A 15,628-nucleotide genomic window follows, 5' to 3' on the forward strand; every position below is an offset into this window, starting at 1 on the left:
CTATCCTTGGCCGGCAATTGCTTAACTCTTAACTGTTCAGCGTATCATTCGCCAACTGTCACGAAGAGGGCGTCAGCGATACGCAAACTACATTAAAGATTTACAGACACTGGTGCAGAGCATGCAGAGGTTTCGTCACAAACCATATAAGTATACTCACCAGGTTGAACGCCTCTGCTTCTATCGCGATAACGTCCAGTGTTGCTTACTTCTTCAAGTAGCTCACCGTTGCGATAAATCATTACAGTATCGGCCATCGAGCCACTATATGATAAATCTACGCGTAACGAACCGAATCGAGACAGCATAGCGCGGTCAATCTCGGCAACAATGTTGCTATCTGAAACTGATACGGTTTCTGTTGATACGCCAGTTTGGCCTTCAGAGTCGGTAACCGTAAGGGTTACGTCATAGGCACCTGTGCTCGCGTAAACATGCGTTGGGTTCTCTTCCGTTGAAGTAGAGCCATCGCCAAAGTCCCAGCTATAGCTGACAATGTCGTCATTAACGTCGTTACTGTTATTAGTAAAGCTTACTGATAATCCTGAAGCGTCATAGGTAAACGCAGAGTTAGGCGGTGTTGGGCCTACTTCACCAATACCGGTCACCACAAGGCTCCATGTGTTAACAGTGCCGTTGTCACCGTTGAACGTATCAAGCACGTTCAAGGTCCAATCGCCTGTTGCTACTTCGCCGTTAAAGGCATCAGAGTTATAGCTCTCAACGATATCATCTGTAGCGCCACCTTGATTCTGACGAAGAACGGTGGTCGTACCCTGAGGAGAGGTCAGTGATATTACGAGATCTCCGCTATAGGTGTGTGTGATATTTACCGACGCCTGCATACCGAATACGGTTAAGTCGTCAGGAACGTTAATCACTAGATCCACGCCGACATCGTCTGGATCTTCTTCATTCGGTAACGTAGGTACAGCATCACCAGAATACGCGTAAGGGAATTCGTTTAGCCCTTGAGGGTAAACATAAAGATTCGCTGATTTAGATTTCTCAATATCACCGCTTACACCGTTCACCGTAAAGCTGTACGGACCCCAAGGCGTGTCTTCAGATGTCTCTACGGTCAGTGTTACCGTATCGCCAGGCATTGCCGAGCTTGCACTTAAAGATGCGATATCACTTGGCTCTGCAAGCGATAGCTGTACTTCTTCTTCGTAGCCAGCAATTGAACCAACTTCAATAGTGAAGGTGTAGGTCTCACCCGCTTCAATTTCAGCTGAACCAGGTGTAATGCCCAGTTTAAAACCTGGAGTTGGATCAGCTTCTTCAAGTGCGTTAAGTACATTTAGGCGGTTGCCAGATACGGTGCGACCATCAGCCCATAGGCTAGTTTCACCTGTAGACATTAACAGCTCTTTCATTTCAGATGGCGTAAGTTCTGGGTTTAGCGACCACACAAGTGCTGCTGCACCCGCAACATGTGGCGTTGCCATTGATGTGCCTGAGTATGCCGCATAGCCGTTACCTGGTACTGTAGATAGGATAGCTGTACCCGGCGCCGCGATGTCTACGGTTTCAATACCGTATGAGTAGCCGCTGTCTCCGTCAGTACGAGTGTGGCTAGCAACTGCAAGCAGACTGTTTGTTGTAGTGACATAGTTAGACGGGTAGTTATCTACGTTGTCGTTGTTTGAACCGGAGTTACCTGCCGCAGCAACAAACAAAATACCCGCTTGGCCAGCTTCTTCAATAGCAGTTTCTAGCGCTTCACTATAGCCGCCGCCACCCCAGCTGTTGTTGGTAGCTTTAATATTGATGCCGCGGTTCTCTTTAAGGTCGGTGAAGTAATCGATACATTCAATAGCGCCAGCGGTTGAACCGCCGTCAGGACCTAAGAATTTACATGCAGCGATTGACACGTCATGGTTTACACCGACTACGCCAATTCCGTTTCCGCCCACAGCGCCAATTGTCCCGGCCACATGCGTACCGTGAGAATCATCGTCCATAGGATCAGAATCGCCGTTAAAGGCATCGATACCGTAAACATCGTCAATATAACCGTTGCCATCATCATCAATACCGTTTCCAGCAATTTCACCTGGGTTAACCCATGCGTTATCTGCAAGATCTTCATGATTGTAGTCAACACCCGTATCGATAACGCCGATGACCACATCGCTATCACCGGTTGTAATATCCCATGCTTCTGGTGCGTCAATATCCACATCTGCAGTACCGCCGGCTTGACCGGTGTTATTCAAACCCCATAGGTCACCATAAGAAGGATCGTTAGGTACCAAGGCTTTGCGGTACAAGAAGTTTGGCTCGGCGATTTTAACCGCAGGATTTTTCTTTAAGATTTCTATGGCGTCTTTTACAGACTTGCCACGAAGTTCCAGTTTGGCAATGCGACCATTTAAAAGGTTAGAGAAGCGATCATCTACCTCATCACGGTTTGCGTCACTAATTCGTGCACCTACCGAAGAGCGAGCGCGCATCTTTTCCGCTTTGCTTACATTTTCTTTGTACACAACGATAACGCTATCGTCGAAAATTTCGGCTTTTGCGGCGTGTGCATGACTAGATACCATTAGCGGTAGAAGGGCTAATGACAGTGCTGAAAGGCCTGTTTTAAAAGGCTTTGTTTTCATAATTAGATTCCATAATTAGCAATAATGCTTTAATCACAGAACCTTCTCGTTCGGTCTGATATAACTAACGGTTAAAACTTATAACGCAAATTTAAAAACCTGCCACCCCTAACAGTAAAATTTGCTCAAAAATACTACTTAACCACTAGGAAAAAGTGAGAAGAGAAGCCCAAAGTGGTACTTAATTACTATGACTTTTGACAGGTAGTTAAGATCTCTATGTCTTAGGGGCGCGCTGTAGCAATACCCGTTAAAAGACCCTACAAAAACTAGGTGGTCTTACCAATAATTACTCGGTGCGTGAATTTTCGTCAAATCTAGCACTATGGTATTACCCATAATAAATAACTTGCTGATTTAACGTGTGCTAACTGTATTTGACCTGTAATAAATACAACTTATTGGTGATGGATTCTCGCCGTCTTAAGGAGTGTTATAGAGGGGTCACCTTTGTTGTTAATCAAGGAAGCAGTCGTTCTCATGGACAAGAAGCTAAAGGTTAAAAAGAGCCAATTTGCTAATAACGCTCAGGCATGTAGAGCCGTTGCGTTGGCAGCCATTACGGGGTGCAGTCTTCTAACCGTAAATCTTCCTGCTTATGCTCAACAGTCCGACTTATCAACAAGCTCAGACATGGTGGAATCTTCTCTTTCAATGAGTCTGAATGCTCAAGCTATAACGATAGACGATGAAACGGTCTTCATCGCTGTTAGTCAGTTTGGGCTAAATAACATAACTAACATTATCCAAAGCGGCAACGGCGCCAACCTATCGAATGTTGTTCAAAACGGCAGTAATAACGAAGCTCTTATCACTCAGCTAGGTGAGGGGAACGTCGTTAATTTATTGCAGCAAAACAACAATAACTATTTCGAGATTATTCAAGATGGGTTCGACAATGTGGCCAATGTTAATCAATTGGGTGAACAGTCTTTTACTGTTTACCAGATAGGGAACGAAATGGTGATTAACATCACACAATATCAAGAATGATGTGATTGCCATAGGGAGACAAATGTGAAAATGAAAAAAACAAAAATAGCGAGTGCATTGCTTTTAGTAGCAGCGACAGGGTGGGCATCGGCTCAGGAAGTTCCAGCGAGTAAGACAGTTGATTTCAGTGCTTCCGCAGATTTTATTGCTGCAGCTGAAGGCAATGAAATTACGCTAACCCAAACGGCACCAGAGGGGAATGAGGTAGGTAATGAATCTATTTTAAGTCAGGAAGGTGACTTAAATGCAATTTTTGTAGAAGTAACGGGTGACGCAAACGAAGTACTAGCTTCGCAAATGCAGTCAGGTAATACCTTCTTTGCAAGTGTCACAGGTAACGGCAACTTCTTAGAATCTGAGCAAGATAGTTTAAATAGTACAGCCGATGTCGTTGTCGAAGGTGACGATAACACGGTTTCACTTGTTCAATTAGGTGATGGCGGCCCTATCGGTTTTATTTTTAATCGCTCAATAAATAGCATTTCGGGCAGTGGAAACACGTTGTCAGTGTATCAGGGTGACGGTGGTAACTGGGCCAATAATGCCATTGCGGGTAACGACAATACGGTATTTGTTGATCAAAGTGGTGACTGGCACGAATCGTATGTTCGCGAGCTAAGCGGTGATGCAAACGTTATCGATGTTATTCAAGACGGCTATTACAACGTGTCTGACTTAACCGTTGTCGGTTCAGAAAACGAAGTTGAAATTGACCAAGATGGCGACCAGAACGCTGTGGGTTGGAGCATGGTTGGCGACGGTAATGTGCTAGAGTTTGAACAAGATGGTGATGGCAACGAGATTACCACAGGAGTATTTGAAGGCTCTGGCAATGAAGTTAATATCGATCAAATCGGTGACGTTAACTTAGCTACCGTAGAAACTATCGGCGGACAAGCGAATACGTTCGAAATTAACCAAGTGGGCGAAGGCAACACGGCTTATGCCGGCGTAATTGGCTTATTCAACGAGTTTGATTTAACTCAGGTAGGTGATGCCAATGAAATCAGCACAGTTAATTTCGATGGCCTGTTTAACACCGTTGAAATTGAGCAAGATGGCGATGCCAACTTGGCGTTAGCACAAGCTGGTATTGGTGATGCAACTTACTACGCTGATGGCAACATCATTGAAATGTCTCAAGAGGGTGTTGAAAATACGGCATCAGTTGAGTTGGCAAGCAACGTTACATCAAGCTACAACGAAATTATGGTTTCGCAAACGGGCGAGCTTAACTTACTAGACCTATTGGTTAACGGTGACGACAATATTGTTAGTGTTATGCAAGAAGGCGTAGGAAACTGGGTAACAGACGACGCAGGTGGTCAGTTTGTTATTTCTGGTGATATGAATACATTTGAAGTTACGCAAATGGGTAACGATAACTTAGTTACAGGTAGTATTACTGGCAACGGCGGCACAGTAAGTGTTACGCAGGTTGGTGACTACAACGTAGCTACCGTTGTTCAGATGTAAACCTACAGATGTAAAAGTGAGTAGCCGGGCGTTTGCCCGGCTATATTCAGTAAAATGAAGTACTTGTATTGTTTCTCTCTTATCACACTGCTTTTTAGTGTGTTCTTTTCTCCGATTCACGCAGAAGAAATTCGGCTAGGTGGACTGTTGCTCGATAACAGTATTAGCCGCCAAGGCCACGAGTTTGCCTCTCGCATTAGCCAATACTGGCGAGAAGTCCCAGACAGTTCGGGTAAGAACCTTGTAGTTAAAGAAATTATTGTGCCACAAGCAGGTACTCTTCTTTCGGTGATTTACGACAATAGAGTGGTTTATCAAACGTACATGGGGCGTAGACAAGTACCGTTAGATGAAAAAGTACAGCAAGCCATCATGTTAGTTTTAGACGCGGTGGCAAACGCGAGTATAGACAGTAGAAGCCCAGATTTAGCAGGGGACGAATGGTAATGAAAAAAGGGATATTGATAGCAGCCTTAATCGCGACTGGCTCGTGGACTTCAGCTAGTGTGAAAGCAACAGAGTTGGTGTATGAACCGATCAACCCGTCATTCGGTGGTAATCCACTTAACGGATCATTTCTATTAAGCAAGGCGAATTCACAAAACGCTCATACAGCGCCTTACAGTGAGCGCTCCTATGACGAACGCCTTCAAGAATCACTCGAACGCGCCTATATCAATCGTATAGTCCGTGAAATCACAGACATCGCATTCGGTGAACAAGAATATGATGAAGATGGAAACCCGATAGACAGCATATTCAATCAGGATAGTATTTTTGTTAGTGGTGACTTTCAGGTAGAACTAATAACGAGTAATCCTGACAGCATTGTTGTGAACATTACTAACTTACTGACAGGTGAGGTTACTGTCGTTGAAATTCCACGGTTTGGGTAGGGAAACACATGAGAAGTACCGTTTTTTTAATAGTCGCCATGGCGCTTGCAGGATGCCAGTCCATCACTAATACGCTGCCGCCTGATACAACGGCCGCTGATGTAATTAAAGACAGTGCCACATTGTCTGAAGTAAAAAGCTTGCCAGCGCCTATGGGACAAATTCCGGTTTCTGTATATGCGTTTAGAGACCAGACCGGACAATATAAACCTAGCACTGGGGCAAGTTCGTTTTCTACTGCGGTGACTCAAGGCGCAACCTCTATTCTTGTTCAGACCTTAAGCGAGACATCGTGGTTTTTACCTGTGGAGCGTGAAGGGCTGCAGAACATTCTTACCGAACGCAAAATAATTAGAGCCGACGAAAGCAGCGGAGGTGATTTGCCGCCACTCACGACAGCGAGAATTATTATAGAAGGTGGGATAATTAGCTACGATACCAACATTCGTACCGGCGGCGCTGGTGTAGAGTACTTTGGCATTGGAGCGAGTGAGCTGTTTAGGGAAGATCAAATTTCCATTTACATGCGTGCAGTTGACGTGAGAACAGGTCAAGTATTGGTGTCGGTCTCAACATCTAAGAAAGTACTAAGCCAGGAGGTGAGAGCAGGCCTGTTTAGGTATGTTTCGCTTAAGCGCTTGCTTGAAGCAGAAACGGGCTACACGACTAATGAACCCATGTTCGAGTGCGTTAAACAAAGCATAGAAAAAGCGGTGACTGAGTTGGTGCTACAAGGAATGGAGAAAGGAGTATGGCGCGCAAAAGCGTAAGCGCCATACGCAATTAAATTCAATGGATTATCAGTTTAGATGCTTACTTGTTGTGTTTGGCTAAACTGATGATCGAACCACTTTATAAGTTCAACGCGATTTCGGCAGTCCGTTTTCCTAAATATGCTGTAAACGTGAGTTTTCACCGTATTTACGCTGATGTGTAAGCAGTCTGCAATCTCCTGATTTTGGGCTCCATCTGCAATTTTGCGTGTGATGGCCAATTCCCTCTTGGTCAGCACAGTATGTGACGATTGAAGTGCAGCAACGGGTTTTGCTTTAGACACTAAATTGGCATCAATATAGCGACTCATAATCTCGCGACTGAACCATTTGTTGCCCGCCTGAACTTGTTGAACACCGCGAACCAGAAGTTCTAAGCTATCTTCAATATGGAAAATACCATTAATACCATGTTGCAGTGCCGCATAATGAAAATCGACGTCAGACTCTGGCACGTTGAAAATGACTTTGTTCAACTCTGGGTTATCGTTGACTACAGGCAAGTTGAGCATAGCGGCAGAGTCACAATACTGCGCATCGATAAAGAAGGTATAGGTGTTATTAAGCACGCTTCGAGGTGGATGAATCGCACCGGTTGTGACGACAAATCCACATGACGGCAAAATACTTAGGAATCGTTCGTAAGCCCCATCCCTTCTAGTATTTTCTGAAAAACTTTTTCTTGTTAAAACGAACGCTTGATGTGACATGAAAGCTCCTTTTCGTGTCTATCAACCTTACGAACTATACATTGGCTTTACAATACTCCTCTGGTCTAACTTGCTCCTCCAAAGCGTAACAAAATGTAACAGTGAAAAACGCCTGTAAGTTTTGCTTAAATGCTAGAGCCTCTAAGTGTTCAACGAATTAAATATAAGTAAATTATCTCGATAAAAGCGGCTTGCCCCCTTTGTTAATAATGGTGTTAGTGTATAGTTCAACACCAAGTCATTCCTTCCATTATTTCAACACACAGAGAGAACCATGACCGTAAACGTTGACACTCAGTCTTTGATTGCATCAATGCGCGATGTAGTAGGGCAGGCCTATTTGTTAACTGATAAAGCGAAGAAGCAGCCTTACACTAAAGGGTTTCGTTTTGGTGCGGGCGAAGCGCTTGCGGTAGTGCGCCCAGGAACGCTTGTCGAAATTTGGCGCGTGCTTAAGCTGTGTGTTGAAGCCGACGTTGCGGTTATTATGCAGGCGGCCAATACAGGGTTAACGGGCGGCTCTACGCCAGATGGTAAAGATTACGACAGGCCTCTCGTTATTATCAGTACTATGCGTATTGATGATATTCAGTTAGTTGACAACGGAAAGCAGATCGTTGGCTTAGCGGGGAGCACCTTGTTTGGATTGGAAGAGACGCTTGCGCCTTATGGTCGCGAACCTCACTCTGTGATTGGTTCTTCATGTATTGGCGCATCGATCGTGGGGGGAATATGTAACAATTCAGGTGGTGCTTTGGTCAAGCGAGGCCCTGCCTATACTGAATTAGCGCTTTTTGCCCAAATCGACGCTAATGGCAATCTATCTTTGGTAAACAATCTGGGGATTAACCTAGGTAGTGAGCCAGAAGAAATTCTGAATAATCTTGAGAACAAACGTTACAAAGAAGCTGACGTTCAGCACCCTGACGCTCGTGCATCAGACAACGAGTATGATGAACGAGTTCGAGACGTTGATTCAGACACACCTTCGCGCTTCAACAATGACGGCAGAAGACTTCATGAAGCTTCAGGCTGTGCGGGTAAGCTTGCCGTGTTCGCAGTGAGGCTAGACACCTTTCCTATTCCTGAGAAAAAACAGGTATTTTATGTGGGGTCTAACGACGCCGCTGTGTTTACCCAAGTGCGTCGCGACATACTCTCTACTTTCAAGAACTTGCCTGACTCGGGTGAGTACCTTCACCGTGACTGCTACGACGTATCAAAGAAATACGGTAAAGATATGTTTATCGTTATCAGCAAGCTTGGCGCCAAATTTATTCCTAAGCTGTTTGCATTTAAGCGCAAATTTGACGCATTTACTGACAAGCTGGGCTTCTTACCCAACAAAATGTCAGATCGCGTTATGCAGTATATGAGCTACGTTTTTCCTAACCACTTGCCTACGCGAATGGAAGAGTACAGAGACAAGTATCAGCATCATTGGATATTGGAGATGAGCAACGACGGGGTAGATGAGGCCAAAGCCTACCTTGATGCTTTCTTTAAAACCAATGAAGGTAGTTATTTTGAGTGTACAGAAGAAGAAGCTGATAAGGCTATTTTGCATCGCTTTGTTGCTGGTGGCGCGATAGGTCGTTACCACGTGATGCACAGCAAAGACGTGGGCGCTATGATGACCATCGATGTTGCACTTCGCCGTAACGATCCTGACTGGTTTGAAGTGTTGCCTAAAGAAATAGACGACCAGATAGACACGAAACTGTATTACGGCCATTTATTCTGCCACGTAATGCACCAGAATTACGTGTTGAAAAAAGGGGCGGATGCCAAATTGTTAAAGGGTAAAATTCTGGAAACTTTTGATGCGAGAAGCGCTGAATACCCTGCAGAGCACAATGTGGGACACGAGTACTTTGCAAAAGATGCGCTGAAAAACTTTTACCGAGAATTAGACCCAACCAATAGTTTTAACCCGGGAATAGGCAAAACCACCAAACTTAAAAATTGGGCTGAGCATGATGGAAGTTGTTGTGGTGGGCATCATTAAGCGCAAACAACGCTTCCAGCCACTTGTGCATTGGTAAAAGAGCCATAAAAAATGCAGTGACCCCCAATAGTTGGACTATGCAATTACTGGGGGTCTTTTTAGTGGCCTTGGTGCCAGCGATACTAAAAAGCGAGAGAGTCGAGGTTAAGTTCACTGACTGATTTTGCACCACATAGTGTCATCGCGACATGCATTTCCTGTTTGTACAGGTCGAGTAAGTTCTCTACCCCTTGTTGGCCTTCAGCAGCAAGTGCATAAATAAAAGAGCGCCCTAGTAAAGTACAGTCGGCACCTAGTGCAAGCATTCTCACCACGTCCAAGCCGTTACGAATACCTGAGTCTACGAAAATACTTAGATCGCCTTTCACCGCGCTAGCAATCGCTGGAAGAGCCTTAGCGGTAGAAAGCACGCCATCTAGCTGACGACCGCCGTGATTGGATACTACAATGCCTTCTGCGCCAAAACTCAGCGCATCTTTGGCATCTTGTTCAGTTAAAATGCCTTTTATAATCATTGGGCCGTCCCAAAACTCTCTGATCCATTCTAAGTCTTTCCAACTGATAGACGGATCGAAATTGGCGCCCAACCAGCCAATATAGTCTTCCAACTGGGTCGGTTCGCCACGATAAGTAGAAATATTGCCAAGATCATGAGGCTTACCGAATACGCCTACATCAAATGCCCAACGAGGATGAGTCATCGCTTGCAGTACGCGACGGCTTGCAGCAAATGGCCCACTCATACCGGAGTGTTTATCGCGATAACGAGCCCCTGGTACAGGCATATCTACGGTAAAAACCAACGTTGTTACACCCGCTGCTTTGGCGCGCTCCAGAACATTCTTCATAAAGCCGCGATCGCGAAGCACATAGAGCTGAAACCACATTGGACGTTCAATGGCTGGTGCGACTTCTTCAATAGGACATACTGACACCGTCGACATGGTAAACGGGATGCCTTTGTTTGCTGCCGCTTTAGCGGCTTGCACTTCACCACGTCGCGCATACATTCCGGTTAATCCCACGGGAGCAAGGGCAATAGGTAAAGCCAATTGTTCACCAAAGACCATTGTAGAAAGGTCAAGCGACGACATATTTCTCAGCACTTGCTGCTTTAATGCAATGTCAGCCAAGTCAGTTTCATTGCGTTTAAGTGTATGCTCTCGATAGGCACCACCATCAATGTAGTGAAATAGGAACGGCGGTAATATTTTTTGCGCAGCGCGTCGATAATCAGTCGGCGATGAAATAATCATGTCTTTAATCGATTGTAATTAACTTGATAAAAATATAACGTTTCTCGCCTTAGGGATATACGGCAACAATGAAATTTATCTTTTCCAAAAGTGAAGTAATAACGTGAGAGCAGACGATTTAATTCTCTTTGCACAAATTGCGGAGATGGGCAGTTTTAGCAAAGTGGCAGAGGCGAACAACATTACCAACTCGGTAGTCAGTAAGCGAATAGCAAAGCTTGAAAAAGAGCTGGGAACGCAGCTTTTGTATCGCACTACTCGCAAACTCACGCTTACCGAAGCGGGTCAAGCTTTGAAGCAAGGCGCCATGAATGTAAAGGCGTCCACGCAGGAAGCTATCGACACAATTTCTGGATACAGTGAACAAATATCCGGACACATTAAAATGTCGGTTCCAACGATTTCGGGCGATTTACTGTTAGCCGATGCGGTAGCTGAGTTTTGTACCCTTCATCCAGGGCTAAGCGTTGATATGTCTCTAGATAATCGATTTGTAAATCTAGTCGAGGAAGGGTTTGATCTTGTTATTCGAACGGGATATTTGGAAGACTCAAGTCTGATCGCACGGCACTTTTTAGATTCCCATTGGGTGGTTTGCACATCGCCGGATTACATTAGACGAAAGGGCAGGCCTAAAGCACCAGAGGATTTGAGCTTTCACAACTGTTTGTTGTATTCCTACCACACATCCGGCGCAAGGGAGTGGGAGTTTACGTCGTCTCAAGGCAGTTACACCATCACCGTAGATGGCGCATTTTCAAGTGACAATGCAGGGGCGCTTCGCAAAGCAGCCCTTGCTGGTAGAGGTATTGCCTACGTACCTAAATGTTTGGTATTCGAAGATTTATGTAATGGAACACTGGTCGATTTGTTTCCAGAGCGGGTAGGTAAGGTGTTAGGCGTTTATGCCGTTTATCCTTACAGCCGCCAGCCATCTCGAAAAATTAAGCTGTTAATTGAACATATCAGGCAGCGCTATCTATCTATGTCTGATTATTTTTGATAAGCCAGAGGCAATCACGCCCGTTAATCTCTTTTTTCAGAGCAGGTTCTTGCCGCTTAGAGCACCTTATTTAATTGAAATCACGGTCTGTAGCGCCAAGAAAAGAATATATCTGGGTAATTATCTGAACCAAAGCAAATCCTCACTAGTAGAAAAAAGCAGCTTTTAAGTTTTCGCAGGGTTTCAACTTACCTGTCAGTGAAAAGGGATTTGCTATGAAAGGCCAAGTAAACAACTCCACCATTCTTCTTCCTGTATTTCTCCCCGCCGTCGTCATTATTTTGCTTCTGGTGATCGGAACCATCAGCAACCCCGAACTTGCCGGCGACGCCTTCGACAGTACATTGGCATGGATTACAGAAACCTTTGGTTGGTTTTACATGTTGTCGGTCGCTATTTTTTTGGTATTCATTGTATCGGTAGCATCATCTAGCTGGGGAAACATAAAGTTGGGGCCCGATCATGCAGAGCCTCAATATAGCTTTCCTGAATGGTTTTCTATGTTGTTCTCAGCAGGCTACGGCGTAGCGCTGCTCTACTTTGGCGTAGCAGAGCCTGTTCTACACTATTCTTCACCGCCTGCAGGAGCAGCTGAAACTGTTGATGCGGCGAAACAAGCCATGCAAATCGCATTTTTTCATTGGGGCTTTCACATCTGGGCGATCTACGGGCTAGTCGGTTTGGTTCTTGCCTATTTTGCTTTTCGACATGGCTTGCCCTTGTCTATCCGTTCGGCTTTGTATCCGCTGATAGGGGATAAAATTTATGGCCCTATAGGTCATGCGGTAGATGTATTCGCCATTCTCGGTACATTATTTGGTATCGCCACTACACTCGGACTATCCGTTACACAGATCAATGCGGGGCTTAACTATCTTTCTGGCGATATCCCCATTGATATCATGGTGCAGGTAGGCACCATTGCTATCGTAACCATGGCCGCAACAATATCGGTCATCGCGGGCATGGATAAGGGCATTAAAAGGCTATCAATTCTTAATATGGTTCTGGCTGTATCGCTTATGAGTACCGTTTTTATCTTCGGAGAAACGGTTCATATTTTAGAAACCTTTTTACAGAACACAGGAAGTTATATCAACGGCATCATTGAGCGCACCTTTAATCTTCAGGCCTACAGTCGCAGCGATTGGATTGGCAACTGGACGCTGTTTATTTTTGGCTGGACCATCGCTTGGGCGCCGTTTGTAGGCATGTTTATCGCCAAAATAAGTCGAGGCAGAACCATTAGGCAGTTTGTTTTTGGTGTAATGCTTGTGCCTACCATGTTCACCTTCCTTTGGTTTTCCGTGTTTGGCGACACCGCGCTAAATGCCATTATGAACCAAGGTGTTATTACACTCATTAGCGATGTGCAGGAAAACGAAGCGGTTGCCTTATTTAAGCTCTATGACTTGCTACCTAGCGCGTCAATCATGTCAGGCTTGACCGTGTTATTGATCATTACGTTTTTTGTGACGTCATCAGATTCAGGGTCGCTGGTTATCGATTCTCTTGCTTCTGGTGGTAAAGAAGAAAGCCCGGTTTGGCAGCGTATCTTCTGGGCGTGTCTGGAAGGAACTGTTGCTGCAGTGTTGCTGTTGGCTGGCGGGCTGAATGCTCTGCAAACGATGACCATTGCGAGCGCCTTACCATTCGCCTTCATTATGCTAGCGTCTGCAGCAGGTCTATGGCGTGCGCTTGTCATTGAAGGCTACCGAAACAACAGTTTGAAGGCGAATACGCTTAATAGAAACCACGGTCGCTCGACTAGCCTAAAAGGCCGACTCGCAGCAATGGTCGATTACCCAAGCCGAAATGAGGTTCATGAGTTTATTGATAAAACTGTGATTGCAGCGATGAAAGACGTACAAGCTGCTTTGAAAGCGAGAGAGTGGGAGGCGTTTGTTAAGCTTGATGAGGAAACGGGAAGGGCCACCTTCACTGTTGAGCGTCACGATCACATGGATTTTATCTACGATATTCGTATGACTGAATATTTAGTGCCAGGGTTTAGCTACGCAGAGCTGCGTTCAGAAGAAGACGAGTCGGAAAAATATTTTCGCGCTGAAGTATTCCTTCGCCGCGGAGGGCAAGCTTACGATATTTACGGATATGACAAAGAGAGTATTACTAAGGACATCTTAGATCAGTTCGAAAGTTATCTGCACTTCCTCGATACCAGCCCAGGCGAACTGCCTTGGGAAATGGATGCGTATGATGACATGTTGACGCAGCCTAAAGAGTAAACAATCCGCAGGGGTTTAGGTTGAAGGGAAAGCAAGGCTGCTTTCCCTTATTTATCCCCTAATTAATTACTTACTTAGAAGTAGTTAGCAATTTGGTTAATAACCGCATTTACTGCGCGGTAAGCATTAGATTCGTTTTCAACGCCACAGGCTTGGCCATTACAGCCTGACCAATAAGGGTCAGAGAAATAGTCGAGCTGGGTGGCACTACCGAATGCCTGAGGATAGGCCATGATAGTTGAGAAGTTATTATCAACGCCGTGACCGATACCATCATTATATACACCGCCTACTGAGCCTTGGCGAACAGAGTGGCCTAAGCCCATGTTGTGACCGAGTTCATGAACAAATGTGGACAGACCGCAATCAACGGCGCTAATGCTGTACATGCGGCTTTGCGAGCTAGAGTACAGTGTACCGTTGTTGCCTTGACCTACCCAGCCAATGCCGCACACGTAACCCACTAGCTGGCCGCCTTCATAAATGTTTTCACGATTACCTAAAAGCACAACCATGTCTGCGCCGTTTGAAGATCGTGCGTTTTGCACACCACTGCTATCAGTTAACAAGTCTAGCGCACTTTCGGTAGGTTGAAGGTCGCTAGATGTAGCAGCAGAAGACTGAGCGCCCACTAAACGCAACTGTAAATCTACCGCATTATTTTGATAAACACGGTTGGCGTGTGAGATGTATTGGTTAATTTTAGTGTCGATATTAGACACATTATTTGCAGCAGGTTGGGTGTAAAGCACCATTACATCGATGGTGGCTGCTGTTACTGATGTTGCACAAAGCAGTGAAACTGCCATTGCCGTTAAACACTTAAATGTGTGTTTCATTTTTATTTCCTTCTTGTTGTTTTATTTGAGCTTGTTGAATTTCCTGTGAAGCTCAACAGGCACTAGGGGATTAGTTTTGGCCGAGATCGAAGACTTCTTCAGCGTTGTCGTCGCTAAGCGGGCGTTCGCTGTCGGGTTCACGTTCGATGTGGTTTTGCATCATTGAAGACTTTGGTGCGATCCACGCGTATTTATCATTGCCTTCAAGCACAAACACGTCGCGAGGCGTGGCTAAGTTTCCGTAGGTGGCGTTTTCGCCAAGCGTTATAACAGCGGCGTAGAGAGAGCCCGCACCTGGGATGTGGGCCTCTACGGTACGATCGCCGTTTGGATGAGTGACAACGTGGTCAACTTCACCGGTGTAACTGCCACCGAACTGTGGGATGTATAAATCGAGATACTCGCCAACTTCTACCGTCATTAATTCTTCACGATCAAGCTCAATGTAAGCTTCATCGGTTACATCAGCGGGAATATAGCCTTCTGCTTCAAGTACCTTTTTGCCATCTTCTGATGTTGTCCAGACGATGGTGTCTTTCTCTGATTTACCGTTAGTAGTAGTTGTAGCCTGAGCTTTTAGCTCGGCTTCATTTTTTGGTTTGAAGTTATCGACACCTGTCGATAACACTTTGCCGTTTCGTTGCCTTTCAACAGCGCTTTCTTTACCAACAGGTTTTGTCTCAGCATTCGCCGCTGCTACCTCTTTTTTGCCCGAGGGGGCTGTATCGATAAAGGCGAAAATACAACCAATAGCTACAATTGCCGTCGAAGCGGCAACAATACGCTTTTTCATAGTGTGTTCCTTTTATTTTTACT

13 protein-coding genes are annotated in these 15,628 nt (G+C 45.3%); 8 read left to right on the top strand and 5 right to left on the bottom strand.

Features of this window, described 5'->3' with window-relative positions; genetic code table 11:
* Positions 1–92: 92 nt before the first annotated feature.
* A complete protein-coding gene (locus tag AC0J2X_RS16510) occupies positions 93–2,612 on the bottom strand; it encodes a S8 family serine peptidase (RefSeq protein ID WP_472996221.1) in 2,520 nt (839 codons plus the stop codon).
* A gap of 480 nt (positions 2,613–3,092) precedes the next feature.
* Between AC0J2X_RS16510 and AC0J2X_RS16515 the strand changes: the two genes are divergently transcribed.
* Genes AC0J2X_RS16515 through AC0J2X_RS16535 form a run of 5 tightly spaced genes read left to right on the top strand, consistent with a single transcriptional unit; the run spans position 3,093 to position 6,747 of the window.
* Complete coding sequence (locus tag AC0J2X_RS16515) at positions 3,093–3,605, top strand: curlin subunit CsgB (protein WP_472996222.1); 513 nt, start codon at positions 3,093–3,095, stop codon at positions 3,603–3,605.
* Positions 3,606–3,635: 30 nt separating this feature from the next.
* Entirely contained in the window at positions 3,636–5,081 is a 1,446-nt protein-coding gene (locus tag AC0J2X_RS16520; RefSeq protein ID WP_014950701.1) for a curlin, read from the top strand.
* A gap of 54 nt (positions 5,082–5,135) precedes the next feature.
* On the top strand, positions 5,136–5,528 hold the full coding sequence (locus AC0J2X_RS16525; RefSeq protein ID WP_014950700.1) for a CsgE family curli-type amyloid fiber assembly protein: 393 nt from the start codon (positions 5,136–5,138) through the stop codon (positions 5,526–5,528).
* Positions 5,522–5,977, top strand: a complete 456-nt coding sequence (locus AC0J2X_RS16530; RefSeq protein WP_014980266.1) for a curli assembly protein CsgF — start codon at positions 5,522–5,524, stop codon at positions 5,975–5,977. Before AC0J2X_RS16525 ends, AC0J2X_RS16530 begins: the two co-directional genes overlap by 7 nt.
* A gap of 8 nt (positions 5,978–5,985) precedes the next feature.
* Positions 5,986–6,747: a CsgG/HfaB family protein gene (locus AC0J2X_RS16535; RefSeq protein WP_014950698.1), complete on the top strand. Its 762-nt coding sequence runs from the start codon at positions 5,986–5,988 to the stop codon at positions 6,745–6,747.
* Positions 6,748–6,782: 35 nt separating this feature from the next.
* Here the strand turns inward: AC0J2X_RS16535 and AC0J2X_RS16540 are convergent, their stop codons facing one another.
* Entirely contained in the window at positions 6,783–7,460 is a 678-nt protein-coding gene (locus tag AC0J2X_RS16540) for a helix-turn-helix transcriptional regulator (protein ID WP_039235555.1), read from the bottom strand.
* A gap of 274 nt (positions 7,461–7,734) precedes the next feature.
* Here AC0J2X_RS16540 and dld point away from each other — a divergent pair, with 274 nt between their 5' ends.
* On the top strand, positions 7,735–9,468 hold the full coding sequence (dld, locus tag AC0J2X_RS16545; protein WP_039235552.1) for a D-lactate dehydrogenase: 1,734 nt from the start codon (positions 7,735–7,737) through the stop codon (positions 9,466–9,468).
* 122 nt (positions 9,469–9,590) lie between these two features.
* On the opposite strand, the gene lldD is transcribed toward dld, so the two are convergent.
* Positions 9,591–10,724 (bottom strand): FMN-dependent L-lactate dehydrogenase LldD, encoded by a 1,134-nt coding sequence (gene lldD, locus AC0J2X_RS16550; protein WP_472996223.1) that lies wholly within the window; start codon positions 10,722–10,724, stop codon positions 9,591–9,593.
* Positions 10,725–10,827: 103 nt separating this feature from the next.
* Here lldD and AC0J2X_RS16555 point away from each other — a divergent pair, with 103 nt between their 5' ends.
* Both AC0J2X_RS16555 and AC0J2X_RS16560 read left to right on the top strand, forming a co-directional pair.
* Entirely contained in the window at positions 10,828–11,727 is a 900-nt protein-coding gene (locus AC0J2X_RS16555) for a LysR family transcriptional regulator (RefSeq protein ID WP_014950694.1), read from the top strand.
* A 215-nt stretch (positions 11,728–11,942) separates the two neighbouring features.
* Positions 11,943–13,973 (top strand): BCCT family transporter, encoded by a 2,031-nt coding sequence (locus AC0J2X_RS16560; RefSeq protein ID WP_342318053.1) that lies wholly within the window; start codon positions 11,943–11,945, stop codon positions 13,971–13,973.
* Between the two features lie 74 nt (positions 13,974–14,047).
* Here the strand turns inward: AC0J2X_RS16560 and AC0J2X_RS16565 are convergent, their stop codons facing one another.
* Entirely contained in the window at positions 14,048–14,812 is a 765-nt protein-coding gene (locus AC0J2X_RS16565; protein ID WP_014950692.1) for a zinc-dependent metalloprotease family protein, read from the bottom strand.
* A gap of 70 nt (positions 14,813–14,882) precedes the next feature.
* The gene (locus AC0J2X_RS16570) at positions 14,883–15,605 is read right to left on the bottom strand and encodes a lipocalin/fatty-acid binding family protein (RefSeq protein ID WP_171338531.1); all 723 of its coding nucleotides are present in this window, start codon (positions 15,603–15,605) and stop codon (positions 14,883–14,885) included.
* Between the last annotated feature and the right edge of the window lie 23 nt (positions 15,606–15,628).

This window comes from Alteromonas sp. R7 (genome assembly GCF_055755235.1).

Excerpts from the sequence above, each read along its gene's own strand:
- AC0J2X_RS16515 (WP_472996222.1), top strand. The coding sequence starts at position 3,093 with ATGGACAAGAAGCTAAAGGTTAAAAAGAGCCAATTTGCTAATAACGCT.
- lldD (WP_472996223.1), bottom strand. The coding sequence starts at position 10,724 with ATGATTATTTCATCGCCGACTGATTATCGACGCGCTGCGCAAAAAATA.
- AC0J2X_RS16510 (WP_472996221.1), bottom strand. The coding sequence starts at position 2,612 with ATGAAAACAAAGCCTTTTAAAACAGGCCTTTCAGCACTGTCATTAGCC.
- AC0J2X_RS16530 (WP_014980266.1), top strand. The coding sequence starts at position 5,522 with ATGGTAATGAAAAAAGGGATATTGATAGCAGCCTTAATCGCGACTGGC.
- AC0J2X_RS16535 (WP_014950698.1), top strand. The coding sequence starts at position 5,986 with ATGAGAAGTACCGTTTTTTTAATAGTCGCCATGGCGCTTGCAGGATGC.
- AC0J2X_RS16520 (WP_014950701.1), top strand. The coding sequence starts at position 3,636 with ATGAAAAAAACAAAAATAGCGAGTGCATTGCTTTTAGTAGCAGCGACA.
- AC0J2X_RS16525 (WP_014950700.1), top strand. The coding sequence starts at position 5,136 with ATGAAGTACTTGTATTGTTTCTCTCTTATCACACTGCTTTTTAGTGTG.
- AC0J2X_RS16570 (WP_171338531.1), bottom strand. The coding sequence starts at position 15,605 with ATGAAAAAGCGTATTGTTGCCGCTTCGACGGCAATTGTAGCTATTGGT.
- AC0J2X_RS16540 (WP_039235555.1), bottom strand. The coding sequence starts at position 7,460 with ATGTCACATCAAGCGTTCGTTTTAACAAGAAAAAGTTTTTCAGAAAAT.
- AC0J2X_RS16565 (WP_014950692.1), bottom strand. The coding sequence starts at position 14,812 with ATGAAACACACATTTAAGTGTTTAACGGCAATGGCAGTTTCACTGCTT.
- AC0J2X_RS16560 (WP_342318053.1), top strand. The coding sequence starts at position 11,943 with ATGAAAGGCCAAGTAAACAACTCCACCATTCTTCTTCCTGTATTTCTC.
- dld (WP_039235552.1), top strand. The coding sequence starts at position 7,735 with ATGACCGTAAACGTTGACACTCAGTCTTTGATTGCATCAATGCGCGAT.